This window comes from Idiomarina loihiensis, from assembly GCF_024584785.1.
GTDB classification, from domain to species: domain Bacteria; phylum Pseudomonadota; class Gammaproteobacteria; order Enterobacterales; family Alteromonadaceae; genus Pseudidiomarina; species Pseudidiomarina fusca.
Genome location: NZ_CP074112.1, coordinates 703,486 through 720,410, shown reverse-complemented (window position 1 = coordinate 720,410; position 16,925 = coordinate 703,486). Strand labels below are relative to the sequence as shown.

Annotated in this window: 11 protein-coding genes; 4 read left to right on the top strand and 7 right to left on the bottom strand. The window is 48.0% G+C overall.

Going from position 1 to position 16,925, the window contains the following annotated elements; translation table 11 throughout:
- Positions 1 to 3: 3 nt before the first annotated feature.
- From prpF to KGF88_RS03305, 5 genes are all read right to left on the bottom strand, one after another.
- On the bottom strand, positions 4 to 1,188 hold the full coding sequence (prpF, locus tag KGF88_RS03325; RefSeq protein WP_153826084.1) for a 2-methylaconitate cis-trans isomerase PrpF: 1,185 nt from the start codon (positions 1,186 to 1,188) through the stop codon (positions 4 to 6).
- A 4-nt stretch (positions 1,189 to 1,192) separates the two neighbouring features.
- Positions 1,193 to 3,787 (bottom strand): Fe/S-dependent 2-methylisocitrate dehydratase AcnD, encoded by a 2,595-nt coding sequence (gene acnD / locus KGF88_RS03320; RefSeq protein WP_153826083.1) that lies wholly within the window; start codon positions 3,785 to 3,787, stop codon positions 1,193 to 1,195.
- Between the two features lie 84 nt (positions 3,788 to 3,871).
- Positions 3,872 to 4,996: a bifunctional 2-methylcitrate synthase/citrate synthase gene (gene prpC, locus KGF88_RS03315; RefSeq protein WP_110075282.1), complete on the bottom strand. Its 1,125-nt coding sequence runs from the start codon at positions 4,994 to 4,996 to the stop codon at positions 3,872 to 3,874.
- 100 nt (positions 4,997 to 5,096) lie between these two features.
- On the bottom strand, positions 5,097 to 5,975 hold the full coding sequence (gene prpB, locus KGF88_RS03310; RefSeq protein ID WP_153826082.1) for a methylisocitrate lyase: 879 nt from the start codon (positions 5,973 to 5,975) through the stop codon (positions 5,097 to 5,099).
- Between the two features lies 1 nt (position 5,976).
- On the bottom strand, positions 5,977 to 6,675 hold the full coding sequence (locus tag KGF88_RS03305; protein WP_153826081.1) for a GntR family transcriptional regulator: 699 nt from the start codon (positions 6,673 to 6,675) through the stop codon (positions 5,977 to 5,979).
- A 163-nt stretch (positions 6,676 to 6,838) separates the two neighbouring features.
- On the opposite strand from KGF88_RS03305, the gene KGF88_RS03300 reads away from it, so the two are divergent.
- Entirely contained in the window at positions 6,839 to 9,007 is a 2,169-nt protein-coding gene (locus tag KGF88_RS03300) for a putative bifunctional diguanylate cyclase/phosphodiesterase (protein WP_162014496.1), read from the top strand.
- Here KGF88_RS03300 and KGF88_RS03295 read toward each other — a convergent pair.
- The gene (locus tag KGF88_RS03295) at positions 9,004 to 9,942 is read right to left on the bottom strand and encodes a mechanosensitive ion channel domain-containing protein (RefSeq protein WP_153826079.1); all 939 of its coding nucleotides are present in this window, start codon (positions 9,940 to 9,942) and stop codon (positions 9,004 to 9,006) included. The two genes, KGF88_RS03300 and KGF88_RS03295, sit on opposite strands and share 4 nt — an antisense overlap.
- A 109-nt stretch (positions 9,943 to 10,051) precedes the next feature.
- On the opposite strand from KGF88_RS03295, the gene KGF88_RS03290 reads away from it, so the two are divergent.
- From KGF88_RS03290 to KGF88_RS03280, 3 genes are all read left to right on the top strand, one after another.
- A complete protein-coding gene (locus KGF88_RS03290; RefSeq protein WP_238387062.1) occupies positions 10,052 to 10,669 on the top strand; it encodes a YceI family protein in 618 nt (205 codons plus the stop codon).
- Entirely contained in the window at positions 10,669 to 11,139 is a 471-nt protein-coding gene (locus tag KGF88_RS03285) for a GNAT family N-acetyltransferase (RefSeq protein ID WP_153826077.1), read from the top strand. The genes KGF88_RS03290 and KGF88_RS03285 overlap by 1 nt, the downstream gene beginning before the upstream one ends.
- A 101-nt stretch (positions 11,140 to 11,240) precedes the next feature.
- Positions 11,241 to 14,714 carry a putative bifunctional diguanylate cyclase/phosphodiesterase gene (locus KGF88_RS03280; protein ID WP_153826076.1) on the top strand — a complete coding sequence of 1,158 codons (3,474 nt, stop codon included), beginning with the start codon at positions 11,241 to 11,243 and terminating at the stop codon, positions 14,712 to 14,714.
- Positions 14,715 to 14,802: 88 nt separating this feature from the next.
- Here the strand turns inward: KGF88_RS03280 and KGF88_RS03275 are convergent, their stop codons facing one another.
- Entirely contained in the window at positions 14,803 to 16,833 is a 2,031-nt protein-coding gene (locus tag KGF88_RS03275) for a BCCT family transporter (protein WP_153826075.1), read from the bottom strand.
- Positions 16,834 to 16,925: the final 92 nt, after the last annotated feature.

Sequence of the window (16,925 nt, the reverse complement as noted above, 5' to 3'; positions counted from 1 at the left end):
GTTTTAGTCTTGTGGTACCCGCACCCAGCCTTCCATCAGCACCCGTGCACTGCGGCTCATAATAGCCTTGGTCACCGTCCATTCACCATCCACTTGAGTAGCTTCAGCTCCCACTCGTAAAGTGCCTGATGGATGGCCAAAGACAACTTGGCTACGGTCGCCGCCGCCAGCAGCTAAATTAACCAAGGTACCTGGCACAGCTGCTGCTGTTGCGATCGCAACTGCTGCTGTTCCCATCATGGCATGGTGCAATTTACCCATCGACATAGCCCGTACCAACAGATCAATGTCACCAGCATGAATTGCTTTACCACTGGCTGAAACATAATCTGCCGGAGCAGCCACAAAGGCAATCTTAGGAGTGTGCTGACGTGCCGCAGCAGCCTCAATAGAGTCGATTAACCCCATTTTAACGGCACCGTAGGCGCGCAGCTTTTCAAACATCAACAAGGCTTCAGCGTTCTCGTTGATGGCTCCTTGTAATTCAGTGCCGTTGTAACCAATATCTGCGGCATTGACAAAAATCGTCGGGATACCCGCATTAATAAAAGTTGCTTGCAACTTGCCAAGCCCTGGCACCTCAAACTCATCAACCAAATTGCCCGTGGGGAACATTGCTCCACCAGCACCGTCTTCATCAGCTGCAGGATCAATAAATTCAACCTGCACTTCTGCCGCTGGGAAAGTGACCCCATCCAGTTCAAAATCACCGGTTTCTTGCACTTCACCGTCAGTAATAGGCACATGCGCAATGATGGTTTTTTGAATATTTGCCTGCCAAATGCGAACGATACAGATGCCGTTCGACGGAATCCGTTCAGCATCAACCAGACCATTGCTAATTGCAAACGAGCCTACGGCTGCCGTTAGGTTGCCACAGTTGCCACTCCAATCAATAAATGGCTTGTCGATAGCTACCTGTCCGAATAGATAATCGACGTCATGGTCACTTCGGCTACTACGGGATAAAATGACCGTTTTACTGGTACTGGAAGTAGCTCCGCCCATGCCGTCGGTGTGTTTGCCGTAAGGATCCGGACTACCAATAACACGCAGCAATAATTTATCACGCGCTGGCCCCGGCGTTTGCGCAGCTAGGGGCAAATCATCCAGTTTAAAAAAGACCCCTTTCGAAGTGCCGCCACGCATATACGTAGCGGCAATTTTTAATTGCGGAGCAAATGCCATAGGATTAAACCTCACCAGCTAAAAAGTCTTGAGCAAAACGTTGTAGAACACCGCCAGCTGAGTAGATTGACACTTCTTCAGCAGTATCTAACCGACACTTGGTAGGTACTTTTACCACTTCGCCGTTGGCCCGATGAATCACCAAAGTCATGGTCGCACCCGGCTGCACCTCGCCCTCCACATCGAAGGTTTCAGTGCCATCAATAGCTAAAGTGTCACGTGTGGTACCTGCTTCAAATTCTAGCGGTAACACTCCCATACCAATTAAATTGGTACGGTGGATACGCTCAAAGCCTTCTGCCACAATACACTCAACACCTGCCAGGCGAACACCTTTCGCAGCCCAGTCTCGTGACGATCCTTGACCATAATCAGCGCCAGCAACAATAATCAATGGCTGCTTACGCTCCATGTAGGTTTCAATGGCTTCCCACATGCGCATCACTTTGCCATCGGGCTCTACTCGTGCTAGAGAGCCTTGAATCACTTCACCTTGATTATTACGGACCATCTCATTAAAGAGTTTAGGGTTAGCAAATGTTGCCCGCTGTGCGGTTAAATGGTCACCACGGTGAGTTGCATAACTATTAAAATCTTCTTCGGGCAAACCCATCTTGGCTAAATATTCACCGGCTGCGCTGTCAGGTAAAATCGCATTGGATGGCGACAAGTGATCGGTCGTAATATTGTCACCTAACACAGCTAGCGGACGTAGGCCCTTTAAGCTGTTCCCTGCAGCAAATGAGCCCTCCCAATAAGGTGGGCGGCGAATATAAGTGCTCTGTGGACGCCAGTTATAAAGCGGTTCAGTCTTCTCACCATAATCAACGTTCAAACTAAACATAGGGTCGTAAACCGTACGGAACTGTTCTGGTTTAACCGCTTGTTTAACAATGGCGTCAATTTCTTCGTCGCTTGGCCAAATATCCTTTAAGGTAACAGGGTTACCCTGCTGGTCGAGACCTAGAACGTCTTTCTCAATGTCGAAGCGGATGGTACCGGCAATAGCATAAGCCACAACTAACGGAGGTGATGCTAAGAATGCTTGCTTGGCGTATGGATGAATACGGCCATCAAAATTACGGTTACCAGAGAGAACCGCCGTTGAAAATAAATCTCGCTCGATAATTTCTTGCTGGATGTTTGGATCTAAAGCACCACTCATACCATTACAAGTTGTACAGGCAAAACCAACGACGCCAAACCCTAAGGTTTCGAGTTCTGGCAATAAGTTGGCATCTTCTAGGTACATTTTTACCGTTTTTGAGCCCGGTGCTAACGAGGTTTTCACCCAAGGCTTACGGGTTAAACCTAGTTTATTAGCATTACGTGCGATCAAGCCGGCCGCAATCATATTGCGTGGGTTGCTGGTATTGGTACAGCTGGTAATAGCCGCGATAATGACTGCGCCATCAGGCATCAAACCTGCTTCGGGCTGGTCAATATGCTTCGCAATACCACGTGCTGCCAAATCAGCTGTAGGTAGCAACGCATGCGGGTTAGACGGCCCAGCTAAATTGCGCTCAACAGCGGCTAAATCAAAGGTTAATACCCGCTCGTACTCAGCTGCCTTCATGCTATCCGCCCACAAGCCCGTGTGTTTGGCAAAGCGTTCAACTAGCTCAACTTGCTTGTCATCACGACCGGTAAGCTTCAAATAATCAATGGTTTGCTGGTCAATGTAGAACATGGCTGCAGTTGCACCATATTCTGGCGTCATATTTGAAATAGTCGCCCGATCACCTACTGACAAAGCATCAGCACCTTCGCCAAAGAACTCTAAGTAGGCTCCTACCACGCGCTCTTTCCGCAAAAACTGAGTGATAGCTAAGACCAAATCGGTACCAGTGATGCCTGGTTTAAGCTTGCCTGTTAGCTCTACCCCAATAATGTCGGGTAGACGCATGTAAGAGGCTCGTCCCAGCATCACGCTCTCGGCTTCTAGGCCACCTACCCCAACAGAAATGACGCCTAAGGCATCGACCATGGGGGTGTGGCTGTCGGTACCTACACAGGTGTCAGGAAAAGCCACGTTGTCACGCACTTGCACAACTGGCGACATTTTTTCTAGGTTGATCTGATGCATGATGCCGTTCCCTGGAGGGATAACATCAACGTTTTTAAAGGCTGTTTTAGTCCAGTTGATAAAATGAAACCGGTCGTCATTACGACGGTCTTCTATTTCTCGGTTCTTTTCAAAGGCATCTTTCTCAAAGCCAGCATGTTCTACTGCTAGCGAGTGGTCCACGATTAACTGGGTTGGTACCACCGGGTTAACCTTAGCTGGGTCGCCACCTTTAGCGGCAATTGCATCACGTAAACCAGCTAAATCAACGAGCGCTGTTTGGCCCAAAATATCGTGGCATACTACCCGCGCTGGATACCATGGAAAATCCAGATCGCGCTTGCGATAAATCAATTGTTCAAGGCTGGCCGTTAACTCCGCGGGGTTGCAGCGACGCACTAACTGCTCAGCTAAAATTTTAGACGTGTAAGGTAGGCGATCATATGCGCCTGGTTCGATAGCTTCTACCGCAGCACGGGTATCGTAATATTGTAACGTTGTGCCTGGGAGCTGTTGACGAAATTCTTGATTCATGGCGGTCCCCTTAGATGAATAGGACAAAAGTGCTCCGACACACTGAATGTTTGCCGGAGCAACTAAGCTGGTGCGTACGCCGGTTTAACGGTCGGCTAACGCTGGAACTGGGCGCGGTGCAGGACCAGTATAGTCGGCACTAGGACGAATAATACGGTTATTTGCACGTTGCTCTTTTACGTGTGCAGTCCAACCACTTACCCGCGACATCACGAAGATTGGGGTAAACAATTTAGTTGGGATGCCCATGTAATGATAGGCCGAAGCATGGAAGAAATCGGCATTTGGGAACAATTTCTTCTCGCGCCACATCACTTCTTCACAACGCACAGATACATCGTACAGACGGCTATCACCAAACTCTTGCGAGAGCTTTTCTGACCACTCTTTAATGATATCGTTGCGTGGGTCAAATTCGCGATAAATAGCGTGACCAAAGCCCATGATTTTCTCTTTACGCTCTAACATGCCCATCAGCTGTTGCTCAGCGTCATCAGCGTTTTGCATATTCTCAATCAACTCCATTGCGGCTTCGTTTGCGCCACCATGCAATGGACCGCGTAACGAACCAATCGCACCGGTAACACATGAGAAAATATCAGAAAGGGTTGAAGCACATACCCGAGCAGTAAAGGTTGAAGCATTAAATTCATGCTCCGCATACAGAATCAATGAGGTATTCATGACATCCGTGTGTAATTTTGACGGCGCTTTATCATGCAATAAATGAAGGAAATGCGCGCCAATGGAATCATCGTCAGTGGCAGTTTCAATACGTTTGCCATCATGACTAAAGCGATACCAGTACAACAAAATACTAGGGAATGCGGCTAACATCCGCTCAATTTTTGCATCTGCTTCGCTAAAATCTTGCTCAGGTTCGATGTTGCCTAGAAACGAACAGCCGGTGCGCATCACATCCATCGGATGAGCATCAGCAGGAATGCGCTCTAGCACATCTTTCAATGCTTGTGGCAGTCCACGTTGTTGTTTAAGACGCGCTTTAAACTCAGCTAATTGTGTCGCGTTCGGTAACTCGCCACGTGATAATAAGTATGCGACCTCTTCAAAACTCACTTTGTCGGCTAATTCTTTAATGTCATAGCCGTAATAGGTTAGGCCTGAGCCACTTTTACCTACCGTACAAAGTGCCGTTTCTCCTGCTACTTGACCGCGCAATCCGGCCCCTGTTAGTTTCTTATCAACCATGATTAACTCCTTATTATTGAAATCTTAAGGTGATAGCAGCTATTTGCTGACTGCCACCACCCCAATATCGATCTAGTTAAAACCCACTAGCGCTGTTGCTCTACTTTTTAAACAATGAATCTAATTTATCTTCAAAGGCGTGATAATTCAGAAAATCATACAGTTCAGCGCGGGTTTGCATGCTGTCTACTACGTCTTGCTGATGGCCTTTGGCTAAAATGCTTTCGTACACATTTAAGGCTGCTTTGTTCATGGCGCGGAAGGCACTAAGTGGGTATAGCACTAATTCAATACCAACCTCAGCTAGCTCATCTTTGCTAAACAACGGTGTTGCACCAAACTCGGTGATATTGGCTAAAACAGGTACGTTCAACGCATCGGTAAAGGCTTGATAATGTTCTAAAGTATGCACTGCTTCAGCAAAAATCGCATCAGCACCAGCTTCAACACAGGCTTGTGCACGTTCAATCGCTGCGGCGAGGCCTTCTTGCTGAAACGCATCGGTACGCGCCATGATGTAGAACTGATCATCAATGCGAGCATCTACTGCAGCTTTAACTCGGTCTACCATCTCTGCTTGTGACACGATCTCTTTGTTTGGGCGATGGCCACAACGTTTCTGCGCTACTTGGTCTTCAATATGAAAACCTGCCGCACCTGCGCGCGTCATTTCTTTCACCGTACGGGCAATATTAAAGGCTCCGCCCCAACCCGTATCAGCATCAACTAATAAGGGCACATCCGTTGCGCCAGTAATACGTCGAATATCTTCACACACGTCATTCAGTGACGTCATACCTAAATCAGGTAAACCAAATGAAGCATTGGCAACGCCGGCACCCGATAAATAAAGTGCTTGATGGCCAACCCGTGCTGCCATCATGGCGGTGTAAGCATTGATGGTGCCAACAATTTGCAACGGTTTGTTGGCGGCAATGGCTTGGCGAAACTTAGCGCCGGCACTGTGTACTTGAGTCATGTTATTTCCCCAATTGCTGTAGTTTAGATTCAATGTTGCCACGCGAGGCAGCGATGTGGCGGCGCATCAGCAGATCCGCCAGTTCACCATCGCGATTAGCGATGGCATTAATAATAGCTTTGTGTTCATCAAACGCACGCGACACGCGCGGACCATTCATCCCTAATTGAACTCGATACATTCGTACTAAAAAGTACAATTCATCGCATAACATATTGATGAGGTAAGGGTTTTTGCTACCCATAATAATGCGATAATGAAAATCAAGATCGCCGGCCTCTTGATAATAACTTTCACCTTCGCGTACTCGTTGGCTGGTGAGGTGTTGGTCTAGCAACTGGCGCAGCTGTTCAATTTCATGCTCATCCATGTTGGTGGCAGCCAAACGACAGGCTAAGCCCTCTAATTCTTCACGAATTTGGTATAAAGCTTGCAGCCCTGCGGTCGATAAGGTAACGACACGAGAGCCAGCATTAGGCGTTCGTTCAATCAAGTGGCAACGTTCTAGTCGCGCTAACGCCTCGCGCAAAGGCGCACGGCTGACATCAAAGCGCCGCGCCAATTCAGGTTCGCTGATTTTGCTGCCCGCAGCAATGTCACCTGCTACGATCGCCCGTTGAATTTCATGTAAGACGCGATCGGCCGAAGTGATCGGCGAACGCCAGATAGGACTATGTATAATGGCAGCTTCGGTTGTCATGACGTTACCCGATTGATTGTCGACAGTATCTTTGAACTGAGCTTATTCTACGCCCTTGGAAATGGAATTCCAAGGTTGAAATCAATTTTATTGTCGACAATTAAACTAAAGTCGCATGGGTTACGTTATTCATCAAAATGACTAACAAAGGATGTACAACAACATGCATGAAGCCCTAAGCCATTTTTTCGACCTCGGCCAATTCAATTACAGCGCCATACCCGGTTCTCATCATTTAGGCTTGGTGATGTTGTCCTACCTAGCTGCATTAGTTGGTAGCTACACGTCGTTGTTAACTCTCAGTCGAGCAAAAAGCTATCGCCATGCCTTTTATCGCAACTTATGGTTATGGATAAGTGCCGCAATAGCCGGCGTGGCAGTCTGGAGTATGCATTTTATTGGCATGCTGGCATTTCAAATTCCACTGGCCATTCATCATGATACTGGATTGACCATCCTCTCAGTGATACCTGCTATTTTAGCCAATGCTTACGCCCTGCACAGTCAACTACCGGCGCTCAATGATAATGCTCGCCAAACGGCCGCTACGGGCAGAACCATTAGCGCTGGCCTCGTGCTGGGGCTGGGGATTGGTGCGATGCATTATATTGGCATGGCAGCCATGCGTTTTAATGGCGCGTTAGTCTATGACATTACGTGGTTTCTCACCTCCTTAGTGGTAGCACTAAGCCTAGGTATCGTAGCCATGTTAACTTACCGCGGTCTGCTGCGTTTTGAACGTGATGGCCAATTACAACGTCTAGTGAGTCGCTTGTTTCCTGCTGCCATCATCGCCGCAGCCATCAGCGGCATGCATTACACTGCGCTGTTAGCGGCCCGTTTTTATAGCAAAGAACTAGCCATGCATGGCCATCAACACGATAACTGGTTGGCCTACGTGGTTTGGTTTAGTCTGATTGCAGCCACGATTGCGGCTACCCTTGGTAGTAAAGTTGACCAACGCTTTTACGCTCATGCTAAATCTCAACGCGAAGCTAGAAAAATGATTCGTACGATGGCCACCCAAGATAGTTTAACTGGCCTAGCTAATCGCGCGCTGTTGCTCGAGCATTTACAGCTTCTAAATCAGCAGCTCAAGCCAAATGCTAGCGCTGGTGCAGCTCACGTTTTAGCAATCTATGATTTAGATAAATTTAAAGCTCTCAATAACAGTTTTGGAAGCAGCTATGGCGATGTACTACTCCAACAAGTAGCGCAACGTATTCTTGATTGGAGCAACGGCCATTATTTTGTCGCGCGGTTGGGCGCCAATGATTTTGCTGTGGTCCTCCCCTGTCGCCAACACGATGCCATTGTCGCAGAACAACAAACTACCTTTGCTAAAATTCAGGCGCTGCGAGATCACCTTCAAGAAGAATACCAATTGGGCCATTATAGCCATCTGAGCACGGTGTCTGTTGGGGTAACCCGCATTGATGCATTCACGGCTCCGGAGACGACGCTGCAACAAGCAAGCTTAGCCCTTGCGCATGCAAAGCAACGACAAACAGGCATTGAATGTTACGACAACGAATTTTCATTAAAAGCGCAACAGCGCTTAGAACTTGAGGCCGACTTACGTAACGCTATCGAGAAACAGCAATTAGCTTTGTTTTTACAACCGCAAGTGGATGGCGATGGCTCATGGGTAGGCGCAGAGGCACTTCTTCGGTGGCAGCATCCACAACGTGGATTTGTATCCCCTGCTGAATTTATCCCGCTAGCAGAAGAAACGGGGCTTATTATTCAGGTGGGCCATTGGGTGCTAGAACAAGCGTGCGCTATGCTAAAACAGTGGCAATACCACGCGCCCCTGAGCAACCTAGTGTTATCTATCAACGTCAGCGGTATGCAATTTCAGCAGCCCGACTTTGTTGAGCGAGTGCTGAATACGGTTAAACGTTACGGCGTTTGCCCAAGTAAACTTAAACTTGAAGTGACTGAAACTTTATTACTACATGATGTCGAAGCTGTCGCCGAAAAAATGGCGCAGCTACGTGACCATGGCATTCACTTTGCCATTGATGATTTTGGTACCGGCTACTCATCATTACTATATTTAGCAGAAATGCCGTTCGAGACACTCAAAATTGACGTTACTTTTGTCCGCGACATGCTAGTGATTCCATCCATGGCGTCGATTGTGGGAGCCATGATCCAGCTGGCTCACAGCTTAGCAATGAATATTGTTGCCGAAGGGGTAGAAACGCCGGCTCAGCGAGATCATTTGCTCGCCAAAGGCTGTGACCTACTGCAAGGCTACTTGTACGCGCCAGCGCTGCCGCAAGCTGAGTTCGAGCAACATTTCGCTACCAGTGCTGATACGGATTAAGTAAGCGGTGGCGTGATGATTTCCGCAGCAGTCTCGGTGCTGCTGCGTTCACTTCTGCTAACACCTAGCTCGGCAGTGCTGCTCTTGTTGGTAAAATCATGGTGCTCAAACACTTCCGTTAAGATAGCTTGTTCTAAATAGCTACGCATTCCAGCTTTAGCCGGAAACCGAACAATTAAGTGTATTTCACCAGCAACGGGAGCCGTGATGGTAACGCGCGGATCCACTGAGGGTACATCTATGCCTCGATGATCGCTCATGCGTTGCATATAGCGCCGGGCAAACTCAAGGATATCGGCACAATGCCGATTAGCCGATTCTAAAAACGCAGCTTGTGCTGCGCGCCAGTTGTCTTCACGTTTAAAAGGAACGGTAAACACATGTAAGACAAAATCATGGGTGTAGCTTTCATTAATGATCGGCTCCGACACAAACAACGAATTAGGGATAGCTATCATGCGCCCGGTTCGTTGGTGACTGTGCTTGCCCGGCCCTACTTCTAATAGGGTGGTCGCCAGTAGGTTTTGATCAATCACATCGCCACGAAAATCTTTGATTTGAATTCTATCGCCGATACTGAATGAACTACTGCCGGACTTAACTAAACTGCCCGTTAAGCACATGATGAGTTCTTTGGTTGCCACCACAAACGCCACCGCAATGGCCACAATACCTAGCGCTAACGTGCGCAATTCTTCCGCCCAGATCAGCATTAAGCCCAGCATCATCAACAGCAACAAACCATTGCGCGTTTGCACTAACCAACGCCGCCTTAATTCGGTGGTACTGACACTTTTGCGAATAAACTTAGCCAATATCGCCCGCACCAACAAAATCGCCGACACTAAAATCAAAGTCGCAATTAGGGGCTTGGTGATGTTACCGGTTAATTCAAATTCCGAGATAACTTGGCGTAAAGTGTCTGCAACTTGCATGGCGGTCTCGTTGATTTACTCGTACAATGTGCTGGTGAACAATCATAATACTTATTGCGTAATAATAACATGTCGATACGGCTATATCCTCTACAGAAACAAGGAGCTTATGATGTTGCAATTACCTTTTACCAAATTTAAACAGTTGGCACTACACACGATTGCTGCCGGCAGCCTATTGGGATTAAGCGCCACCGCTACGGTACAAGCAAGTGAATGGCAATTAGATAGCGAATTATCACAGCTACATTTTGTTTCGGTCAAAAACGATGTGGTTGCAGAAGTGCATCGTTTTACTGACCTACAAGGTCAGTGGCTCGACAGCCAAGTAAGCATCGAAATCCCGGTGATTAGCTTAGATACACTGATACCGATTCGCAATGAACGCATGCTGAAGCACCTGTTTGACTCTGACAATTACACGGTTGTGACTGCCACGGCTACGGTAGAAGAAGCCCCGCTGTTGCGCTTACAAGTGGGTGAGAGCTTACCTTTGAGCTTACCCTTAAGTGTGTTCATTGCTGGCGAGACTGAGAAACTAAGTGCCACCTTGCAGGTCACACGCTTGGCGGAAAATCGTTTTTTAGCAACCACCGTACAACCGCTGATGATTGATACCCAAGCGTTTAAATTGGCAGAGGGGATTAATCAGTTACGCGACATCGCCGGATTAAAACGAATTGATTACAGCGTACCTGTGACTTTCTCGGTGCAATTTACGCGCTAATGGCTGCCCTAAATGTACGTATCGCAACTGCAGCCGATGTGCTGCAGTTAGCTGCGCTAGAATACGACCAGTACGGCGCCGAAGCTTACCCTGCCCCACTCTTCTATCAAGCGCTCGCGCAGTGGCCGAACTTGCAATGGCTCGCAGAGGGCACCGGGCTATCGACTAGGACTGAGCAGTTAGCGGGTTACATCATGGCCGCCCCCGACCAACAACCCGAGTGCTGCTGGATCATGTCGGTGTTAGTTAATTCCGCTTGGCGTGGACAAGGCGTAGGCAAACAATTGTTACAAGCATGGCTTGAGCATCTGCCGGCGGGTTATCGTGAAGTAAAGCTCACCGTTGCCCCCAACAATGCCGCAGCCATTGGGCTGTATCAGCAGTTAGGATTTAGCGAACAAGCCTATTTAGCTGACTTTTTAGGCCCGGGCGAAGACCGCTTGTTGCTGAGTTGTGACCTACACCCATAAAATATCCTGAATCAACCCTGTGACAACGGTTGACCAAGTCCGCTTGGTTCTCATATAGTGCTGTTTACATAAGAATTACAAGAAAACGATAACAGCCAACTATGACATCATTCAGAGTCCATCCGGCGGTGATTTCCGCAGCATTATTCACTGGATTAGCCGCCACTGCGACCATCGGCGCTTGGGGGTTGTTGACCAACCTCATCAGCCCTCCTACGGGCTTATTCGATCGCATGCTTTCTAACACCTCCGCAGCTATTTGTGTGGCCATTGCTGCGGCGCTATTGGGGCTGTTAACGGCACGACGTTGGCTGCAAATATCCGCAGGTGCGGTGATTGTTGGCTTCGCCTTACATAGTCTATTGGTACACTCGAGCTTAAACCGCGTATTTTTTATGCCGTGGCTCGCCAACTACGAAGCGGTGTTATACACCCCCATGGTTGCCTTGTTCATGTTGCTTGGCACCATGCTTATGCTCAATCCTCGCGGTATAGTGCAGCGGCTGTGGGTGCGCACCCTAGCATTAGTGGTGATCATTGCCAGTAGTATTATTTTAGTCGCTCATTTTGATTCTCGCGGCTTTATGATTTTTGGCCCGCATCCCGATATTACCGGGGTTGCAGGTATTCTTTTATTACTGATAGGGATTGCTTTTCTACTTGCTAGTCATCGCCAAGCACCCCCTATACGAATGCCTAACCGCACCGCCTCGAGTCTAAGTGGTTTAGCCGTATTTATTACCTGCTCAACCTGGTTCTATATGGGGCAAAGCCATTTGCAGTTAATTCAAACAGCTGCTGATGATGGCCTACAACGGGTTGCAAAAGCTCGGATTCAAATGGCCCATGTCAATGTCCAACTACTTGAGCGTATGGTTGAACGCTGGCGGGTCGCAGATGATCGGCTCGCGATTGATATGCAACAATCAGATGTGCAGGCCTACATGCGGGATATCCCTCATATCTTATCGATTTCGTTACTCGACGCCCAAGCACAACCGCTCTGGCGCTTTGACCGCGATGATAGTTTTGCCCTAGCCGCGGAAGTTCTGCGTGATGCAGAAGTGCAACAATGGTTGGCACAACAACCTCAACAAACTCAGTATCTCATCCCTCCCCTGCGTTTTGCCAAGCGTGATCTACCCGCCGTGGCACTGCTGTTGGTGCCGGTAAATCGAGTGAGTAGTCAGCCGGGCTACCTACTCACTACGCTTAATTTGAACAGAATGATGAACCCTGATACGCGGGTGTCAGATGATGAAATTAAAATCTATACGCAGCTGGGTAGTGGCTTTGTGCGTAGTTTTGACGAGGGCAAGCCATCTCATGGCAATGAAGTGGTGCTCGCTTCCACGTTACTTGAGATACCTCACGGGCCAAACTTAACCCTAACGGCTACTTTACATAGCTTTGCTGACCTCAATCGTGCTGCCGGTATGCGTAGCGTCATCGTGGCCTTAGGCTTATTGTTTAGCATGGCCTTTTTGCTGATGTTTCAGCAAAACCGGCTGATGCGTGAACAGCAGTTGTCACTCGGCTTAAGCGAACAGCGCTACCGTTCGCTGTTTGATAACAACCCAGACCCTGCCTTTTCGTTAGATACTAACGGCTGCCTCAGTCAGGTGAACGATGCTTTCTGCAAGCTGTTGCAGTTGCCTCGCGAACAAATACTTGGCATGCATTACAGTAAGCTGATACCAAGCAGTCAACATCCATCGGTTGCTGCTTTGTTTGAACAAGTGCTAGCTGGCCATAGTCAGCGCTACGAGGTCACCGCCATAGCTGCGCATGGGCAGGAGATAGACTTAGATCTGACCAACCTGCCCATCAAAATAAACGAACACATACTGGGTACCTTTGGGGTCGCCAAAGATATTACCCAAACCAAAAAAGATGCTGAACAACGGCTGCTGCTTAGTCGCGGCATTGATAGTGGCGTCAATGGTATTGTCATTGCAGATGCGAATGTGATTGGGTTCCCAGTGGTTTATGTGAACAAAGTGTTCCAACAGATAACAGGGTATTCCTATCACGAGATCGTGGGGAAAAGCTGTGCTTTGTTACAAGGCCCTGAGACCGATCCAGTTACGGTTACCGAAATCGCGCAAGCGCTGCGTGAAAAACGAGATTTTCGTACGCAAATACTTAATTATCGCAAAGATGGTAGTAGTTTCTGGAATGAATTATACCTGTCGCCAGTACGAGATGAACAAGGCAACGTCACTCACTTTTTGGGAGTACAGCATGATGTTACTGAACAGGTTGCAGATAAAGAGCAACTCGCCTATCAGGCCAGCCATGATGCACTCACTGGTTTAGCCAACCGCTTCAGTTTAGAGCAGCACCTGCAAAGGTTGGTGCAGCGTCAACAACAAGGGCATGCGCCAGGTACTTTGGCAGTATTGTTCATCGATTTAGATGGCTTCAAGCCAGTGAACGACAGTCTTGGCCTCAAAGTTGGTGACACGATTTTGCAACAGGCGGCCGAGCGCCTGCAGCAACTTATTCAAGCTCCGCATTTTATCAGCCGCTTTAGCGGCGATGAGTTTGTTGCTGTAATAAGCGAAATTGAGGATACCAGCACGGTAACAAGCCTAGTTCAACAGCTGATGGATGTCATTGATGAACCCTACCATGTCGAGGGCCACAATATTTACATTTCAGCGAGTATTGGGGTGACCTATTACACTCGGAAGATAAAGCAGCCGTTAGAATTGATTCAGCAAGCTGATATAGCCATGAGCCAAGCTAAATTACAGGGCCGCAATCACTTCCAGATTTATCAAGCCGCCAACAATGATAACTATCAAGCGAATGTTATTTTACGGAGTGAATTTCAGCAAGCGATTGATGATGATGCGTTACAGCTTCATTACCAGCCTATTATTGATCTGCATAGCGGCCGCGTGGTTACCGTTGAGGCTTTGATGCGTTGGATAACTCCAGATGGCAGGTTCATTTCACCGGGTGAGTTTATTCCACTGGCTGAGTCTACCGGACAAATTATTCCAGCTGGGCGTTGGGCGCTGCGTAAAGCCTGCACCGATGTGCACGAGATGCAACAATTTGGCGCTATCCGAGTTGCGGTAAACTTATCTGCTTTACAATTTCACCGTGCTGACTTTTTCGATCAGGTACAGCAAATTCTCGAAGAAACGGGCACTCCAGCCGATCTCCTCGAATTAGAACTGACTGAGAGTATTCTTATGGAGAACTCACATCATACCATCGAGGTTCTGCAGCGCTTTAAAGAGGTTGGTATTCGAGTTGCGATTGATGATTTTGGCACAGGCTTTTCTGGGCTGAGTTACTTAAAGAAGCTCCCGGTTAGCAAGCTTAAAATTGACCGTATTTTTGTGCAAGACATCGACCAATCTGCAAGTGATCAGGCGATCACTGCTGGGGTCATCAATATGGCCACCCAGGTTGATATGGAAGTGATTGCTGAAGGTGTCGAAACCCTAGCGCAAATCACTATGCTCAAGCAGCTTGGCTGCGGCTACATTCAAGGCTTCTACTACGCCAAGCCCATGCCGTTAGAAGAGCTTAAAGTTTATTTGGCTCAGCACGCATAAGCAAGATTGTTAAAGCACTTGTGATGGCCTAAAAAAAGCCCCACTCAGCTACACTGGGCGGGGCTTTTGCGTTAAGACAGCGCTATCACTACGATGATTTCAAGTCGTCATCATGCTGCTCTAAATCCCAAGGTAAGCTCCCTGGTGAGATATGCATAAACTGCAAGTAGTTTTCAAATTGATTAATCACGTCGTTAATAATATCGCCCGGCTCATAACCATATAAATCATAAGCTTGTCCACCTTGGCGCAGGAAGACTTCAGCTCGATAGTATTCACGATCCTTACCATTCGATTTATCTACCGCGAATTGTGGTCGTTGATAGGCACGCATCCGCACTTCGTAGGTAAAGTCTACTTCATCGTCTTTTTGCACGCTAAAAATAGCCCGAATATTTTCGGTATCAAAGCTAGTCTCGGCCTGCCATTGCTGCCCTTTAAGTTCTTTTGCAACATCACCTAAACTTTCCATTACGGTGTGCTCAATAAACTCTCGCACTGCTTGTTGTTTAGGAAAATCAACGACTCCGGCTAAGCGCTTCTTCCAATAGGATGGCCCTGCATGAACCCCACGACGGTGGGTACGCATCGCGCTTTTCAAGCTAGCATGCTGATGTCCCTCTATCACCAACGCACGCCACATACCAAACGCTGCAATAAGAATCACCACCGCAAAGGGTAAAGCACTGGCAATAGCTGCGGTTTGTAGCGCTCCTAGCCCTCCAGCAAGCAATAACACCCCTGCCACAACTCCCTCTGACGAAGCCCAGAACACCCGTTGCCATACCGGCGTGTCGGTACGTCCACCGGAAGCCAACGAGTCGATCACTAACGAGCCCGAATCTGACGAGGTAACGAAGAAAGTAACAATCAATACCACTGTGGCAAACGACAAAATATTTGTCCAAGGTAAGCGTTCATATAACTTGAATAACGCGATGGCTTCATCGTTTTGCACTTCAGTAATCAAGGTGGTGTAACCTTCGTTCATGATTAAATTCAGTGCGGTGTCACCAAATACACTGAACCAAAAGAACGTGAACATGGTAGGCACAAACATCACCCCGAACACAAACTGGCGGATGGTGCGGCCACGACTAATACGCGCAATAAACAAACCAACGAATGGCGCCCAAGCAATAGTCCAACCGAAAATAAACAAGGTCCAGTTACCGATCCAATCGCTCCGCGAATAAGCCTGCAAATTAAAGGTTCGCTCAACAATATTGTTCAGGTAGGCCCCGGTGTTTTGTAAATAAGTCTCCAAAATATGTACCGTTGGCCCTGCAAAAAACACAAATAACAGTAAGAAGAGCACCAACACCATATTGACGTAAGAGAGGCGTTTAACCCCTTTGTCTAGACCCGCTACCACCGATAAAATAGCAAACACAGTAATCACCGCAATAGCGATAATCTGCACGGTTGAATTGATCGGAATATCGGGCCACAGATAGTGCAAACCAGCGTTAATTTGAATCACCGATAAACCCAGGGTGGTAGCAATACCAAACATGGTACCTAAGATGGCAAAGGTATCGACGGCATGCCCAGCTGGGCCATGGATTTTCTCGCCGATGAGTGGATACAAGGTAGAACGCATCGACAACGGCAGACCATGACGAAATGAGAAGTAAGCCAACACCAAGCCAACCAAGCCGTAAATGGCCCAAATATGAAAGCCCCAGTGAAAGTATGCTATTTGCATGGCTTGCTTAGCAGAATCGACCGTCTCTGGTGCCCCCATCGGCGGGCTTGCATAATGCAGCACCGGCTCAGCCACCCCGAAAAAGAGTAAGGCTATGCCGTAGCCAGCCGAAAACAGCATGGCAAACCAAGCCACAAAACTGTACTCAGGTTCTGCATGATCAGGCCCTAGTTTTATTCGGCCCCACTTGGAGACAGCCACCACAACAATAAAAACTAAGAAAATAGCGACCGCTAGCATGTAGAACCAGCCAAAATCAGCGGTTATCCAGGCCAACACATCACTGAACACCTCGCCAGCTAGCTCGGGATTACTTAGGGTGCCTATGACTAACAAGGCGATGACGGCAACAGCGGGTATAAAGACCGGTGCCAAAATAGCGGAGTTCCACTTCGCTTTGGTTGCGGACATAAATCCTTTCTCCTGTAAGTTGTTTCTTTTTACCCTATGCGTAAAGCGTTAAAATTTCAAATAAACTTAGTTTCTGCTAAATTAGTCATTCA